Here is a 15,078-nt window from a genome sequence, read left to right as displayed (position 1 = left end):
ATCAGGCCGCGCTCGGCGCGGGCACCTGCCCGGCGGCGGCGATCTTGGCCGCGGCGATCACCGCCTGCGTGCGGCTCTCGACGCCGAGCTTCTGCAGGATGGCCGAGACATGGGCCTTGACGGTCGCCTCGGACACGGAGAGCTCGTAGGCGATCTGCTTGTTGAGCAGGCCCTCCGACAGCATCATCAGGACGCGCACCTGCTGCGGCGTGAGGCTGGCGAGGCGCTTGACGAGCTCGCCCGTCTCGCGGTCGACGGGGGCGGCGAGGTCGATGTCGGCCGGCGTCCAGTTGCCGCCGGCGAGCACGGTGCGGATGGCCGTGCGCATGTCCTCGGCGTCGAGCGCCTTGGGGATGAAGCCGGCGGCGCCGAAATCGATGCAGCGGCGGATGACCGACGGTTCGTCGTTGGCCGAGACGATGACGACCGGGATGTCCGGATGCTGGGCGCGCAGGTACATCAGCCCGGAGAACCCCTGCACGCCGGGCATGGCGAGGTCGAGCAGCACGAGATCGGCGGAGGCGTCCGCATTGAGCGCGGCGCACATGTCGGCGAAGGAGCCGGCCTCGACGATGCTCGCGTCGGCGACCACCCCCGCCAGCGCCTGGCGCAAGGCGCCGCGGAACAGCGGATGGTCGTCCGCTATGATGATGCGTGCTGCGGAATCGCTCACGGCCCACCCCATGCTCTGCCGTGCCATTTTTCGCCCCGGGGCGGCGAGACGGCAAGCCCTGCGTTCGTCGGTCCCGCACCCGTCAAGGCAAAATCCGCACAACCGCTGAACTTTGCGGGACTGAGCCGAGCAGAAGTTTGCCATGTGCGGTGCGTCATGTCACACGAAGATGCTGCGGACAATGGCGGGAGCGGGAGCCTCGGGACATGATGGCAGGCGGCAGGCCGGGGGGGCAGGCGCAGCGCCTTCTGCTCGCGGCGGCGATGGCGTCCGTGATCGGGCTGATGTGGCTGCTCGAGCGCATCGGCGTGCCCGAATCATTGCTGACGCCCGTGCTGCTCAGCCTGCCGCTCGTGCTCTTCCTCCTCGTCGGACTCGGGGCGCGGACGATGAGCCTCGCCACCTTCGATGCCGCCGACCGCAGCCTGCCGGCGGCGGTGGCGACCCTCGCCCTGCCGGTCGTCGTGCTGGCACTCGTCGTGCTGGCCGGCAATGCGCCCGCCCTGCGCTGGGGCGCCGTCGCCGGGCTCGTGCTGCATGCGGTCCTCGCTCCCTTCCTCCACGATATCGCCGCCCCGACGCCTGCAGGCACCCTCGCCGGGCGCTTCGGCGCGCCGGCGCGCTTCGCCGCCGTCGTCGTCCTCGTGCCCGTCACCTTCATCGCGCTCGCCCTGATGCTGCAGGATGCGGCCGTCGTCCTCGCGCAATCGCTCGCCCTCGGCTATCCCGCCACCCTGCGCCTCCTTCTTGTTCTCGCCGCGGTGGTCGCCATGGTGGGCGGGCTGAGGGCCGTCGCTGCGACGCTCGCCGTGCAGGGCGGGCTGGTGGCGGGGTTTGCCGGACTGCTGGCCGCGACCCTTGCCGCGGCCTGGTGGCACGCCTTCGTCGAGAGCGTGCGCTCGGGGGCGGACACCGTGATGCCCTTTGCCGGGGCGGTCGCGCCGCTTCTTGCCTGGCTCGCGGGCGGGCCGGCGGAGGAGGGCATGCTGGTGCCCTTCCTCGTCGCGATGCTGGGCGTCGCGGCCTTGCCCCTCGTGACCGGCCTTTCCGCGGCCCTGCCGGGCAGGGGCCTTGCCGGCCGTGTCTCGCTGCGGGCGGCGGTGGTGCTCGCAGCGCTCGTCCTCATCGCCGATGCCGCCGTGGTCTATCTTCCGGGGGCGCTGCTCGAAGGCTCATGGCTGCTCAGGCAGATGTCGGCCGTCGCGCATCTGGCGACGATGCTGGCGGGCGTCGCCGCCCTCGGCTTCCTTCTCGGCCTTATCCTGTCGCGCGACGTCTACCGAGTCAGCGCGCCGCGGGCCTCCACCGCCCGCAAGACCGTGATCGCGCGGCTCACCGTGCTCGCGGCGTTGGGAGGCGCCGCGGCAGCCGTTCCGCTCGCGGGCAACGTCGCGCCGGCGGTGGCGGTGAACCTCGTCCTCGGTGTCTCGGCCGGCGCTCTCCTGCCGGCGCTCCTCTTCGCGCTGCTGCCCGGCGGGCGGGGCTGGGCGGCCGCGCTCGCCATCCTCGGCGGTGCGGCGATCGTCGCCTCGACCGAGCTGCCCGCGCTGGCGCCGGCCCTCATCGCCGGCACGCCGGCACTCGCCTGGCCCGCCGCGCGGCTAGGGGAAGCGGCGCCCCTGTGGGCGGCGGCCTGGGCCGTCCTCGTAATGACGCTCGGCCTCGCGCTGTCGCGCTGGCGGGGCGGCACCGCCGGTCAGGCGCTCGCATCGTCCTGAGCGGCGCCGATCGCCGTGACGAGCACCTCCCGCGCGTGCGGACGGTCGCGGTGCTCGATGAGGTAGATGCCCTGCCAGGTGCCGAGCGCCAGCCGCCCCGAGACGACGGGCACGGCGAGCGAGGCGTCGGTCAGCATGGTGCGGATATGGGCCGGCATGTCGTCCGGCCCCTCGATGGCGTGCACATAGGTTCGGTTGCGCGGGGCGAGATGGTCGAGGGCCGTCGCGAGATCCGCGCGCACGTCCGGATCGGCATTCTCCTGGATGGTCAGCGAGGCCGAGGTGTGCCGGCAGAAGACCGTGAGGAGCCCGTCGGCGATGCCGCTCGTCGCGAGCCACCGCCGGACGGCATGGGTGATGTCGGTGAAGCCGGGCCCGCGCGTGCGGACCACGAGGCGCGCGCTCGCCTGGCGCGTCACGGGCCCGGCGCCGAGCGGCGTCGTCTCGATGGCGTCGCGTTGCGTCATGTCTTCCCCGCCCTCGTCTTCATCGTTCCCTCGCGCGGCAAGAGGCCGGCGAGATAGTCGAGCCGGTCGGCCTCGCGCGGCGGCTTGTCCCAGCGGATGCGGCTGATGCGCGGAAAGCGCATGGCGACGCCGGACTTGTGGCGCGTCGACTGCTGGACGCCCTCGAAGGCGACCTCGAGCACGAGGCCGCGCTCGCCCGTGTGGACGACCTCGCGCACCGGGCCGAAGCGGTTGACCGTCTCCCGCCGCACGAAGCGGTCGAGCTCCTTCAGCTCCTCGTCGGTGAAGCCGAAATAGGCCTTGCCGACGGGCACGAGCTCCTCGCCCTCGGGCCCGCTGCGCCACAGGCCGAAGGTGTAGTCGGAATAATAGGACGAGCGCTTGCCGTGGCCACGCTGGGCATACATCAGCACGGCGTCGACGAGGTGCGGGTCGTGCTTCCACTTGTACCACAGGCCCTTGGGCCGGCCGGGGACATAGGGGCTGTCGCGGCGCTTGAGCATGACGCCCTCGACGGCCTCGGCATCGATGCCGGCGCCGGCCTCTTCCGGCCGGGCGCGCGCGGCGACCAGTTCCTCCCAGCTGGCGAAGGGCACCAGCGGGGAGAGGTCGACGCGCCCGCCGGCGAGCCGCGCGACGAGCGCCTCGAGCCGCCGGCGCCGCTCCGCGAAGGGCAGGGGACGCAGGTCCTCCTCGCCCTCGCCCAGCAGGTCGTAGGCGCGGATATGGGCGGGGAATTCCTGCATCAGGCGCGGCGTGATCGCCTTGCGGTTGAGGCGCTGCTGCAGCACGTTGAAGCTCTCGACGCGCCCCCCGCGCAGGACGAGAAGCTCGCCGTCGAGCGCCCCGACGAAGGCGTCTTCCGCGATGAGGGCCTCGCAGAGGTCGGGAAAGGAGCCGGTGATGTCCTCGCCGGTGCGGGAATAGAGCCGGACGATACGCCGGCCCTCCAGCGTCAGTTCGCGCACGGCCTCGATGCGGATGCCGTCCCATTTCCATTCGGCACAGAATTCGGCCGGGTCGAGGCGCGAGAACTCCTCCTCGTCGAGCGGGTGCGACAGCATCGGCGGGCGGAAGGGGGCGACGACGAGCCCCTCCGGCCGCTCCGCCCGGCCTTCGAGCCAGGCGAAGAGCGGCTCGTAGGGCGGTGTCAGGCCGTGCCACAATTCCTCGACCGCATTGGGATCGACCCCGCCGAGCCCGGCGACGGCCGTCTTGGCGAGGCGGGCGGAGACGCCGATGCGCAGCGCCCCGGTGATGAGCTTGAGCAGCGCCCAGCGCCCGGTCTCGTCGAGCGCATCGAGCCAGCGCGCGAGAAGGCCGGGCAGTTCGGTCTTCGCCGTCATGGAGAGGCCCTCGACCACGTCGGCGAGGCGCGGCGGCGAGGCGTTGTGGCCAGTGCCCGCCTGCGATGGCGCCGGCCACATGAGGGCGACGGTTTCGGACAGGTCGCCGACATAGTCGTAGGAGAGGGCGAAGAGCACCGGATCGGTGCGCTCGGCAATGAGCGCGCGCACGAGGCCGGGCTTGGCGTTGCGGAAGGAGAGCCCGCCCGTGAGGGCGGCGAGGGCATAGCCGCGCTCGGGGTCCGGCGTCGTGCGGAAGAAGTCCTCCATCAGCCGCAGCTTGGCGTTGCGGCGCGGCTCGAAGGCGAGGCGGTCGAGCAGCTCGGCGAAGTCGTTCATGCCGAAGGCTCCGCGACGGATTCCTCCGCGACGGCTTCCGCCTCCGCCTCGTCGTCGCCGTAGCCGAGCATGTTGAGGGGACGTGCCGCGAGCCCCTCGCGCGTGCACCAGTGCACCAGCGCCTCCTCCTCGCCGTGCGTCACCCAGACCTCGCCCGCCCCGGTCTCGCGGATCGTCGCGCACAATTCGTCCCAGCCGGCATGGTCGGAGACGACGAGCGGCAGCTCGACGCCGCGCTGGCGGGCGCGGGCGCGCACCCGCATCCAGCCCGAGGCGAAGGCGGCGACCGGATCGGGGAAGCGCCGCGCCCACAGGTCCTGCAGGGCGCCCGGCGGGCACAGCACGACCGCGCCGCCGAGGCTCTCGCGGCTGCCGGGCTCGACCTTGCGCAGGTCGCCGAGGGCGATGCCGAGCTCGCCATAGAGCTGCATCAGCCGCTCCATGGCGCCGTGCAGGTAGACGGGCCGGTCATAGCCGCGCTGGCGCAGGAGGGCGACGAGGCGCTGCGCCTTGCCGAGGGGATAGGCGCCGAGGAGGTGCGCCCGCTCGGGAAAGAGCGTCAGGGAATGCAGCAGCTTGTCGATCTCGCCGGCGGCATCGGGATGGCGGAAGACCGGCAGGCCGAAGGTCGCCTCGGTGATGAAGACGTCGCAGCGCACGGGCTCGAAGGGCGCGCAGGTGGGGTCGCTAGCGCGCTTGTAGTCGCCGGAGACGACGATGCGCAGGCCGCCCGCCTCGATGAGGATCTGCGCCGAGCCGAGCACGTGGCCCGCCGGCAGGAAGGTGACGCGCACGGGCCCGAGCGTCACCGCCTCGCCGTAGCGCACCGCCTGGGCGGTGCCGCAGAAACCCTCGCCATAGCGCGCCGCCATGATGGCGAGCGTCTCCGCCGTCGCGAGCACGGCGCCGTGGCCGGCGCGGGCGTGGTCGGAATGGCCGTGGGTGATCAGCCCACGCGGCACCGGCCGCAGCGGGTCGATATGGACGTCCGCGAGGGGGCAATAGAGCCCGGCCGGAGTGAGCGAGAGGATGTCGCGCGCCTGCATGGAGGCAAGATAGTTGCTCGCTGCCGGCCGGTTAAGCCCGCGGCTCCCGCGATGCCGTCACTTTCGGCTTGACGAAGACGAGCGCCCGGCGTTCTTTCCGCCGCCCTCCAACCTTGTGTCCCCCACGCCCCATGCGGCCAACGAAGCTGATGACCTCCGGCGACCTCATCGTCGACCGACGCTACACCTTTGCCGAAAGCCTGATGCGGGAGAAGGAGTGGGAGGCGGCCGCCGGCCTCATCGGCGAGATCGTCCGCCTCGCGCCGCACTGGGCGCCGGCCTGGATCAGCCTCGGCGAGGCGCTCGAGGCGCTCGGCCGGAGGGACGAGGCGCGGGACGCCTTCACGACGGCGCTCAGGCTGTCGCCCGAGGACGATCTCGGCGCCGGGCTGCGTCTCGCCCGCCTCGGCGCGCTGCCGGCGGCCGGCGCCATGTCGGCCGGCTATGTGCGGGCGCTGTTCGACGAATATGCGGGGCATTTCGACCGCCATCTCGTCGAGAAGCTGGCCTATCGCGGCCCCGATCTCATCCTCGAGACGCTGCGCGGCATCTGCGGGGCGACCGGCCGGCCGCCGCGTTTCCGCCTGGCGCTCGACCTCGGCTGCGGCACGGGGCTGATGGGCGAGGCCGTGCGCCCCTATGCCGTCACGCTCGCCGGCTGCGACATCGCCCCGCGCATGGTGGAGCGGGCGCGCCGGCGCGGCTGCTACGACCGGCTCGCGGTCGCCGAGCTGACCGCGTTTCTGCAAGGCGAGGCGCCGGGCTGCGCCGACCTGGTGCTCGCGGCCGATGTGTTCATCTATGTCGGCGACCTCGCACCCGTTTTCGATGCGGTCGCCCGGGCGATCGGCGACGGCGGGCTCTTCCTGTTCACCGTGCAGGACGTCACCGAGGCGCCGCTCGGCTTCGTCCTCGGCGAGGACATGCGCTTCGCCCACAGCACCGGCCATGTGGAGGCGCTGCTCGCCGCGGTCGGGCTCGATGTCGTGGCGTGCGATCCCGCTGTCCTGCGCCACGACGGCGGCCGGCCGGTGCCCGGTTTCGTCGTCGCGGCGCAGAAGCCGGTCCGGCCGCTTTGACAGCAGCCGCAGGATGACGGATCGCGCGCGAGGCGCTACCTCTTGGGGGTGACGCCGCATCTTCCGTCGCCCGCCGCGGCTGCCCTGCCGCCTGCCTTCTCCGCCTGGTTCGCCGGGCGCGGATGGCACGTGCGCGCGCACCAGCTCGATCTCCTCGCGAGCGCGCGGGCCGGGCGCTCGGCCCTGCTCGTTGCCCCGACGGGGGCCGGCAAGACGCTCGCCGGCTTCCTGCCGAGCCTCGTCGAGCTCGCGGAGGCGCCGGACCGGGCCGGCCTCCACACGCTCTACATCTCGCCGCTCAAGGCGCTCGCCGTCGACATCGCGCGCAACCTCGAGGCACCGGTCACGGAGATGGGGCTGCCGGTCAAGGTCGAGACGCGCACCGGCGACACGCCGGCCCACAAGCGCGCGCGGCAGATCGAGCGCCCGCCGCACATCCTCCTCACCACGCCCGAGCAACTCGCGCTGCTCATCGCGCATCGCGAGGCCGAGACGTTCTTCTCCGGCCTGCGGCGTGTCGTGCTCGACGAACTGCACGCGCTCGTGACGTCGAAGCGCGGCGACCTCCTGTCGCTCGGCCTGATGCGGCTGTTCGCTCTCGCGCCGCAGGTGACGACGGTCGGCCTTTCGGCGACCGTGCGCGAGCCGGAGGTGCTGGCGCGCTATCTCGTGCCGCAGCGCGCGGGCGTGCCCTCGCCTGACGTCATCACCGTGAAGGAAGGCGCACGGCCGCAGATCGGCATCCTCGAAAGCCGGCTCGCGCCGCCGCTCGCCGGCCACACGGCGCTGCACGCCATGGACGAGATCTACCGGGCGATCCACGACCATCGCCTGTCGCTGGTCTTCGTCAACACGCGCATGCAGGCAGAGTTCGTCTTCCAGGAGCTGTGGCGGATGAACGACGACGGCCTCGCCATCGCGCTGCATCACGGCTCGCTCGATGCCGGCCAGCGCCGGCGCGTCGAGGCGGCGATGGCCGAGGGGCGGCTCAAGGCCGTGGTCTGCACCTCGACGCTCGACCTCGGCATCGACTGGGGCGACGTCGACCTCGTCATCAATGTCGGCGCGCCGAAGGGCGCGAGCCGGCTGATGCAGCGGATCGGCCGCGCCAACCACCGTCTCGACGAGCCGTCGAAGGCCTTCCTCGTGCCGGCCAACCGCTTCGAGGTGCTGGAATGCCGGGCGGCGCTCGACGCCGTCGCCGAGGCGGCGCAGGACACGCCGGACGCGCGCACCGGCGCCCTCGACGTGCTTGCCCAGCACGTGCTGGGCCGCGCCTGCGCCGGGCCCTTCGACGCCGATGCATTCTACGAGGAGGTGCGCGGCGCCGCGCCCTATGCCGCCCTGCCGCGCCAGGATTTCGACGATGTCGTCGCCTTCGTCGCCACCGGCGGCTATGCGCTGAGGAGCTACGAGCGCTTCGCGCGGATCGTGAAGGGCAAGGACGGGCTGTGGCGCGTCACCACCCCGCGCGTCGCCCAGCAGTACCGGCTCAACGTCGGCACCATCGTCGAGGAGCCGATGCTGCGCGTGCGCCTCGCCCGCCCGCGCCGGGCCGGCGGGATGACCGTCGTGCGCGGCGGCCGCGTGCTCGGCGAGGTGGAGGAATATTTCGCGGAGGGGCTGACGCCGGGCGATACCTTCGTCTTCGCCGGCGAGGTGCTGCGCTTCGAGGGCATCTACGAGAACGAGGTCATCACCTCGCGCACGGCGGCGGGCACGGACCCGAAGGTGCCGTCCTATGCCGGCGGCAAGTTCCCGCTGTCGAGCTTCCTCGCCAGCCGCGTGCGCGCCATGATCGCGCGCCCGGACGACTGGCACCGCCTGCCGAAGCCCGTGGCGAACTGGCTGATGGCACAGAAGATGAAGTCGCGCCTGCCGCGGCCGGGGGAGCTGCTCGTCGAGACCTTCCCGCGCGGCGGGCGCCACTATCTCGTCGCCTATCCCTTCGAGGGGCGGCTCGCGCACCAGACGCTCGGCATGCTGCTGACGCGGCGCCTGGAGCGGGCGCGCCTCAAGCCGCTCGGCTTCGTCGCCAACGACTACGGCCTCGCCGCCTGGGGCATCGCCGACATCGGCCTCGCGGTCACCCGGGGACGCCTGTCGCTCGCCGAGCTCTTCGCCCCCGACATGCTCGGCGACGACCTCGAGGACTGGCTGGCGGAATCGGCGCTGATGAAGCGCACCTTCCGCCATTGCGCGATCATCGCCGGCATGATCGAGCGGCGCTTTCCCGGCCAGGAGAAGACCGGCCGCCAGGTCACCATGTCGACCGACCTCGTCTATGACGTGCTGCGCCGGCACGAGCCGGACCACGTCCTCCTGCGCGCGGCGCGCGCCGATGCCGCAACGGGGCTGCTCGACGTGCGCCGGCTCGGCGATATGCTGGTGCGTGTCGCGGGGCGAATCGTGCACGCGCCGCTCGATCACCTCTCGCCGCTCTCGGTGGCGGTGATGCTCGAGATCGGCCGCGAGATGGTCTATGGCGAGGCCGCCGAGCACATGCTGGCGGAGGCCGAGGCGGCGATGATGGAAGAGGCGATGCAGTGAACGCGATGGGTGGCGAGGCTGGCACAGCGGGCGCGGCGCAGGTTCTGCGCCTCGGGCGGCTCGATCTCGTCGCCGATCCCGCCGGCGCGCTCTTCGTCGCGGACGAGGGGCTGCTCGTCGTCGCCGACCTCCATCTCGAGAAGGCCTCGTCCTTCGCCGGCCGCGGCGTCTTCCTGCCGCCCTACGACACGCGCGCCACGCTCGCCGCCGTGGCGCGCCTCGTCGCTCGCTATGCGCCACGGGCCGTCGTCGCGCTCGGCGACAGTTTCCACGATGCCGGTGCGCATGGGCGCCTCGACACGCGTGACAGCGAGGCGCTCGCAGCGCTGCAGCGCGGCCGCGACTGGCTGTGGGTGACCGGCAACCACGATCCGCAGGTGCCGCGCGCGGCCGGCGGGGAAAGCGCCGCCGAACTGCGCCTCGCCGACGTGGTGCTGCGGCACGAGCCTGCCGACGACGGCACGGCGGAGATCGTCGGGCACATGCATCCAGCCGCCAAGGTGCGGCTCACCGGCCGCTCCGTGCGCCGCCGCTGCTTCGCCGCTGGGGCACGGCGCATCGTCATGCCGGCGCTCGGCGCCCTGACGGGCGGGCTCAACCTGCGCGATGCCGCCTTCCGGCCGCTCTTTCCCGAGGGCGTCACGGCCCACGTGCTCGGCCAGCGGCTCTACGCCATCGGCTGGCCGCTGCTGCTGCCGGATTGAGTCTCGTCAGTCCCGCCGGAAGATGATCGTCGCGAGCCAGCCGAAGAGCACCGCCATGGTGACGACGCCGAGGCCGTAGAAGATGGCGTGGTCGTGGGCGAGGGTGACCGTCGCCTGTTCGAAGCCGGTCTTCACCACCTCGAAATTGGTGGTCTGCCGGGCGAGCTGCGCCCCGTCGACGAAGAGCGCGACCTCGACGTCGTAATTGCCGGTGGGGGCGACGGCGGGCAGGGTGATGGGCGCACGGAAGATGGACGGCGTCAGGAAGGTGACGCCGCGCGGCTCCTCGGCGAACAGCCTCTGGTCGTTCTTGAGCCGCAGCAGGGCCTCGCGGAACGGCTCCTCGCTCGTCAGGTGCTCCATGCCCGGCGTGGTGATCTGCATGCCGAGGCCAAGCCGGTAGCGGGTGAGAAAGGCCCCGCCCGCGATCTCGTCGATCGGTCGCGACGAGAGGACGGCCAGATAGGTCGGCAGGTCGACGAAGCGCCGCTGCGAGGTGTTGAGCCAGAGCGGCCCGACCCGCTCCTTCTCGCGCACGATCGTGGTGCGCCGCGGACCGCGCACGGTGATGACGACGTCATAGGGCGCGGCCCGCGCCACCGTGCGCTCGTCACGCTCGATGGCGCCAAAGACGACGATGGAGGAACCCGTGTAGGTCGAGGTGATCGAGACCCGGTGCGTCGACAGGGACAAGATCAGCGTCTCGGCCGCCGCCGGCGCGAGCGAGGCGAAGAGCCCTGCGAGGGCGGCCGCGGCGAGCAGCAGCCGGGACGTCGCCGTCCTTGTTGGCCCCGTCCTCGTCATGGCCGTGCTCCCACGGTGACGAGCGAGAAGGGCTCCTGCGGCCTCACCACGAGATCGATGGCAAAGCGGATGCCGACCCCGAGAACGAGGATGGCGAGGAGCAGGCGGAACGATTCGCCCTTGAGGTTCTGCCCGGCGCGGGCGCCGAACTGCGCCCCCATGACGCCGCCGATGATGAGCAGCATCGCCAGCACCACGTCCACCGACTGGTTGGTGAAGGCGTGCAGCAGCGTCGCCGCCATCATCGTGAAGAGGATCTGGAAGAGGGACGTGCCGACCACCACGGCGGCCGGGATGCGAAAGAGATAGATGAGAGCGGGGACGAGGATGAAGCCGCCGCCGATGCCGAGTACCGCCCCGGCGAAGCCGATGAGCATGGCGAGCGTGACGATGGGAATGACGCTGCCGTAGAGCTTGGAGCGGTGGAAACGCATCTTCCACGGCAGGCCGAGATACCACGGATGCTCGCCCGAGCGGCGGGAGAGGGGGACGACGCCGCGGCGCGTCGCCCACATGGTCTTGAGGCTTTCGGCCAGCATCAGCGAGCCGATGATGCCGAAGAGCGTCACGTAGCTGACGACGATGACGAACTCGAGCTGGCCGAGGCGGCTCATGACGTTGAAGAACCACACCCCGAGCAGCGTGCCGACGAAGCCGCCCGCGACCAGCACGCCGCCGAGCTTGAAGTCGAGCGCCTTGCGCCGCCAGTAGCCGAGGGCGCCGGTGACCGAGGAAGCCGTGATCTGCGAGGCCTGGGTGGCGACCGCGATCGCCGGCGGGATGCCGAGAAAGATCAGGAGCGGCGTCATCAGGAAGCCGCCGCCGACGCCGAACATGCCCGAGATGAAGCCCACCGCCGCGCCCATGGCGAGGAGGGTGAACATGTTGACGGACATTTCGGCGATGGGCAGGTAGATGTGCACGGCACGGTACTCGGACGCTCGGTCGAATGCGACAGCGGCCGCGGGCCGTCGGCACGCGGCTGCTTCGTCAGTCTAGGGAAGCGTCCCTTAACGTGGGGTCAAAACCAAGGCATGACAGCTACGGTTGTGCACAGGGCCGTGTACTGACCCCTTGGTCGCCGTGCGGAAGGCACCGGGTCGCGCAGTAGCCGTCAGAGCCGCGACACTTTTCCGGGGGGCTTCTGCGCCCCCGGCGACGGGGCGGCGGCGCTCAGCTCCCAGCCGCCCGCGGGCACCTCGTTGGCGGCGCGGACGGGCACCTTGACCTGCCAGCGGGCGAAGGCCGCCTTGCCGATGGCGAGCTCGCTCGCCGTCAGGCTGCGGGCGAGCTCATCGCGCTTGGCGGCGGCGTCCTTGTCGCCGTCGCGGGCGAGGACCGACAGCCAGGTGTAGGAGGCGACGAGATTGCGCTCGGTGCCGAGGCCGCGCGCGAGGAGGACGGCGAGGTTGAACTGGCTGTCGCGTACGCCGAACTCGGCCGCCTTGCTGAACCATTTCACGGCTGTCTCATAGTCGGGCTTGCCGGTGATGCCCTCGGCGTAGAGCACGCCGAGATTGTGCATCGCCCTAGCGTTGCCGGCCTCGGCCGCCTTCTCGTACCACATGCGCGCCGTGCCGACGTCGCGCGCGACGCCGATGCCCTTCTCGTAGTGGCTGGCGATGCGGTATTGCGCCGGCACGAGGCCACCCGTCGCCGCGGCCTCGAACAGCCGGGCGGCTTTGGCAACGTCGCGCGGCACGCCGCGGCCTTCCGCGAGGCGGGTCGCAACCTCGTAGACGGCGGCGGCCTCGCCCGCAGCCGCCGCCTTGCGCAACGGGGCGGGCAGGCCTTCCGCCGGCAGGTCGGCGACATAACTCGGCGGGATGAGAAGGGAGGGCGGCAGGCCCTCGTCGAGGCGCGAATTCTGCTCCGGCGCGGGGGCAGGCGGCGCGCTGTCGGGGATGCCCGGGGTCGCCGGGAGGGAGCCCGTCGTCGCCGGGCCGGTGTCGGGCGCGAAGGGGTTGGCGGCGAAAGGGTTGAAGGCGTCGGGGGCGGGAGCGTCCGCCTGCGCCGGCCGAGACGACGGCGCCTCGGCCTCCTCCCGCGGAGCGGGCGCGGTGGCGTCATGGGCCGCTGCGGGTTCCGCGTCGCCGGTGGGGAGGGACTTGCCGGCGAGGCCGCTCAGCACCTGCGCCGCGCCGACGGCGATGACGATGGCGGCGAGGCCGATCAGCAGGGGCTTGCGCCGGGCGGCGACGCCGTTCCTGAGCCGCGCGACCGGGGAAGCGGTGGCATTGCGGCGCGTGGCCGCCGTCGGCCGCGGCTCGGCCCGGAGCGCGTGGACGGGATCCTCGGTCCTTTCGGCGGCCTCGGTCTCCCTGGCGCGCGAGGTGGTGTCCGGCAGCGCGGCGGCCGTTTCCGCCGCGGCAGCCTGCGCGGCCCGCCGGGCCGCCGCGATGAAGCTCGCCTTGACCGCTGCGGTGGGCGCCTCATCGAACGCCGGCGCGGCGGGCTTCGCGTCCTTCGCTGGAGGCGGGGCGTCCTCTGCCGGCTGCGCCGCGAGGAGCGCGGCGAGGGCGGCGCGCGGCGTCGGCGCATCGGCTGCAGCCGGGCGCGCCGGCGGTGCGACCTCGTCCCCCGGCTGCGGGAAGGTTCGTTGGCCCTGAGCAGGGCGTCGAGGCTGGTGCGCAGGTCCTCGAACTCGACCGAATCGGCCGGATCGTCCTCGGACAGGCGCGACGGGGCGCCCGTTGCGGAGGGCCCGTCCGTCATGTCCTCCTCGAGCAGGGCGAGCCGGTCGACGATCCGCTCCAGCGTCTCGTGCACGGCTTCCAGCGTGTCCTGCGTCCGGAGGTCGGTGCTCGCCTGGGTCGTCTTCAGCTCGGCGAGGTCGCGCTTGAGCTGGCCGATCTCGGCGGGCACGGCCTCATAGGCATCGGGCAGCGCGGTGCGGGCCGCCTCGGCCGCGCGCCGGGCCGCCTGCTCGATGGCTTCGGCGGTGCCGTCCTGCAGCTCGCGCATCTCCTCGCGCAGCTGGTGGCGCATGTCGGCGAGGAGATCGGCCATCGTCCTTTCGAGCGAGGCCATGCCGTGCGCGATGCGCTCGCGCTCGGCAAGGGCCGGCGCCGCGCCGACCGCATCGATGCGCTCGGCGAGCTGGCCGATCTGCCGCTCGAGGGCGTCGAGGCCGGCCGTGTCGGTCTCGGCGGTGCGCACCTCCTCGATGCGTGCCGTCAAGGCGTGGATCATGCCTTCGATGCGCGCCAGGTCGGGCGCAGCGGCGGGCTGCTCCAGGCGCTCGTCGAGGCGGTCGAGGCGCGCGAGGACGTCGCCGATCGGCATCGCCGCCACCGGCCGCAAGGCCTCGTCGATCTTGCGCGACAGGGCTTCCAGCCGGACGATGATGGCCTCTTCGCCGAGGCTCGGGGCGGTGCGGTCGTGCGCCGCGGCCTCTCGTGCGATCGGTGCGTGGTTGCGGCGCGGGCGCTCGTCGAGCCGCCGGTTCATGGCGGCGAAGCGCTCGCCGAGGGTCGGGCTGTTGTCGAGCTCGCGCTGCCGGCGCCGGATTTCGGCGACGGCCGCCTCGAGCCGCCGGCGGGCCGCCCGTTCCTCGGACATCAGCGGACCGACGGTCTCCTCCTCGCCGGCTTCATCTCCGGCCGTGGCCGCGATGGCCTCAAGCCGCTCCCCGACATCGTCGAGCGCGTCGCGCAGCGCGTCGGCATCCTCATGCCAGCGCGGGGCGACATTGGGTGCCCTGTCGGCGGCGAGGTGCTGCTCGATGTCGCCGAGCCGCCGGCCAATGGCGATGAGGGCCTTGCCGATGGCGCCGGCCGTCTCGTCCTGCCGGTCGGCCATCGCGCGCGCGCTCTCCGCGACGTGCGTCTCGGTGCGCTCCATCCAGCGGGCGACCGAATCAAGCGCGCTGGCCGTGCGGGCCGCGGCAGCCCGCGTCTCGGCGAGGCTGCGCTCGCTGACGCGGGCCACGATCTCGTCGAGGCTCGGCATGTCGAGACCGGCGCCGGCCTGGGGACGGCGCGGGGGCGCGGCGGTTTGCGTGTGCTCGCGGGCAAACCGGGCGAGGCGCTCGCTGACGGCGGCGAGGGAATCCCGTCCTGGCGGGGGCGTGCCGCTGTCGCCGTCGGCCGCCTGGTCGGCAATGACGGTGCTGAGCCATGCGCCGAGCGTCATTCCCGCCTTGCGCGCCGCCTCCTTGGCCGCGTCCCGCGCCTGCGGGTCGATGCCCTTCACACTCCAGGGGGCGGTCTGTGCCATCGTGATCCCACTGCGCTGCCGCAGGCACGTCCTGCGCGATGCTGCCGGTGGGTCAAATTCTCCTGATTATGGTAAAGAAGCCGTTAACCATAACAGACAGGATGCGCATGCCGCCTGCCCGCGGCGCACGGGGC

At 72.4% G+C, this 15,078-nt stretch carries 12 protein-coding genes; 4 read left to right on the top strand and 8 right to left on the bottom strand.

The features are described from left to right. Position 1 precedes the first annotated feature (1 nt). Complete coding sequence (locus tag AL346_RS05810) at positions 2-685, bottom strand: response regulator transcription factor (RefSeq protein ID WP_019402562.1); 684 nt, start codon at positions 683-685, stop codon at positions 2-4. Between the two features lie 194 nt (positions 686-879). Between AL346_RS05810 and AL346_RS05805 the strand changes: the two genes are divergently transcribed. Beyond that, on the top strand, positions 880-2,391 hold the full coding sequence (locus AL346_RS05805) for a hypothetical protein (protein WP_019402561.1): 1,512 nt from the start codon (positions 880-882) through the stop codon (positions 2,389-2,391). On the opposite strand, the gene AL346_RS05800 is transcribed toward AL346_RS05805, so the two are convergent. From AL346_RS05800 to AL346_RS05790, 3 genes are read right to left on the bottom strand one after another with little or no spacing between them, the layout of a single operon-like run. Then, positions 2,370-2,858: a secondary thiamine-phosphate synthase enzyme YjbQ gene (locus AL346_RS05800; protein WP_019402560.1), complete on the bottom strand. Its 489-nt coding sequence runs from the start codon at positions 2,856-2,858 to the stop codon at positions 2,370-2,372. The two genes, AL346_RS05805 and AL346_RS05800, sit on opposite strands and share 22 nt — an antisense overlap. Further along, a complete protein-coding gene (locus tag AL346_RS05795; RefSeq protein ID WP_019402559.1) occupies positions 2,855-4,543 on the bottom strand; it encodes a cisplatin damage response ATP-dependent DNA ligase in 1,689 nt (562 codons plus the stop codon). The genes AL346_RS05800 and AL346_RS05795 overlap by 4 nt, the downstream gene beginning before the upstream one ends. Further along, positions 4,540-5,589, bottom strand: coding sequence for a ligase-associated DNA damage response exonuclease (locus tag AL346_RS05790; protein ID WP_019402558.1), 1,050 nt, complete (start codon positions 5,587-5,589; stop codon positions 4,540-4,542). The genes AL346_RS05795 and AL346_RS05790 overlap by 4 nt, the downstream gene beginning before the upstream one ends. Positions 5,590-5,738: 149 nt before the next feature. On the opposite strand from AL346_RS05790, the gene AL346_RS05785 reads away from it, so the two are divergent. Genes AL346_RS05785 through pdeM form a run of 3 tightly spaced genes read left to right on the top strand, consistent with a single transcriptional unit; the run spans position 5,739 to position 9,922 of the window. Next, positions 5,739-6,668 (top strand): class I SAM-dependent methyltransferase, encoded by a 930-nt coding sequence (locus tag AL346_RS05785; protein WP_019402557.1) that lies wholly within the window; start codon positions 5,739-5,741, stop codon positions 6,666-6,668. A gap of 48 nt (positions 6,669-6,716) precedes the next feature. Further along, positions 6,717-9,218, top strand: a complete 2,502-nt coding sequence (locus tag AL346_RS05780) for a ligase-associated DNA damage response DEXH box helicase (protein WP_019402556.1) — start codon at positions 6,717-6,719, stop codon at positions 9,216-9,218. A gap of 5 nt (positions 9,219-9,223) precedes the next feature. Next, positions 9,224-9,922, top strand: coding sequence for a ligase-associated DNA damage response endonuclease PdeM (pdeM, locus tag AL346_RS05775; protein ID WP_019402555.1), 699 nt, complete (start codon positions 9,224-9,226; stop codon positions 9,920-9,922). Positions 9,923-9,928: 6 nt separating this feature from the next. Here the strand turns inward: pdeM and AL346_RS05770 are convergent, their stop codons facing one another. The 4 genes from AL346_RS05770 to AL346_RS05755 all read right to left on the bottom strand — a co-directional run bounded on the left by AL346_RS05770 (position 9,929) and on the right by AL346_RS05755 (position 14,944). Continuing rightward, positions 9,929-10,726, bottom strand: a complete 798-nt coding sequence (locus AL346_RS05770) for a TIGR02186 family protein (protein ID WP_019402554.1) — start codon at positions 10,724-10,726, stop codon at positions 9,929-9,931. Then, complete coding sequence (locus AL346_RS05765) at positions 10,723-11,649, bottom strand: sulfite exporter TauE/SafE family protein (protein WP_019402553.1); 927 nt, start codon at positions 11,647-11,649, stop codon at positions 10,723-10,725. The genes AL346_RS05770 and AL346_RS05765 overlap by 4 nt, the downstream gene beginning before the upstream one ends. Positions 11,650-11,840: 191 nt before the next feature. Further along, entirely contained in the window at positions 11,841-12,857 is a 1,017-nt protein-coding gene (locus tag AL346_RS05760) for a tetratricopeptide repeat protein (RefSeq protein ID WP_053193395.1), read from the bottom strand. Between the two features lie 41 nt (positions 12,858-12,898). Next, positions 12,899-14,944 (bottom strand): hypothetical protein, encoded by a 2,046-nt coding sequence (locus AL346_RS05755; protein ID WP_156332697.1) that lies wholly within the window; start codon positions 14,942-14,944, stop codon positions 12,899-12,901. Positions 14,945-15,078: the final 134 nt, after the last annotated feature.

The organism is Chelatococcus sp. CO-6, from assembly GCF_001271345.1.
In the GTDB taxonomy this organism is placed as follows: domain Bacteria; phylum Pseudomonadota; class Alphaproteobacteria; order Rhizobiales; family Beijerinckiaceae; genus Chelatococcus_A; species Chelatococcus_A caeni.
This window is presented reverse-complemented; position numbering and strand designations above follow the sequence as displayed.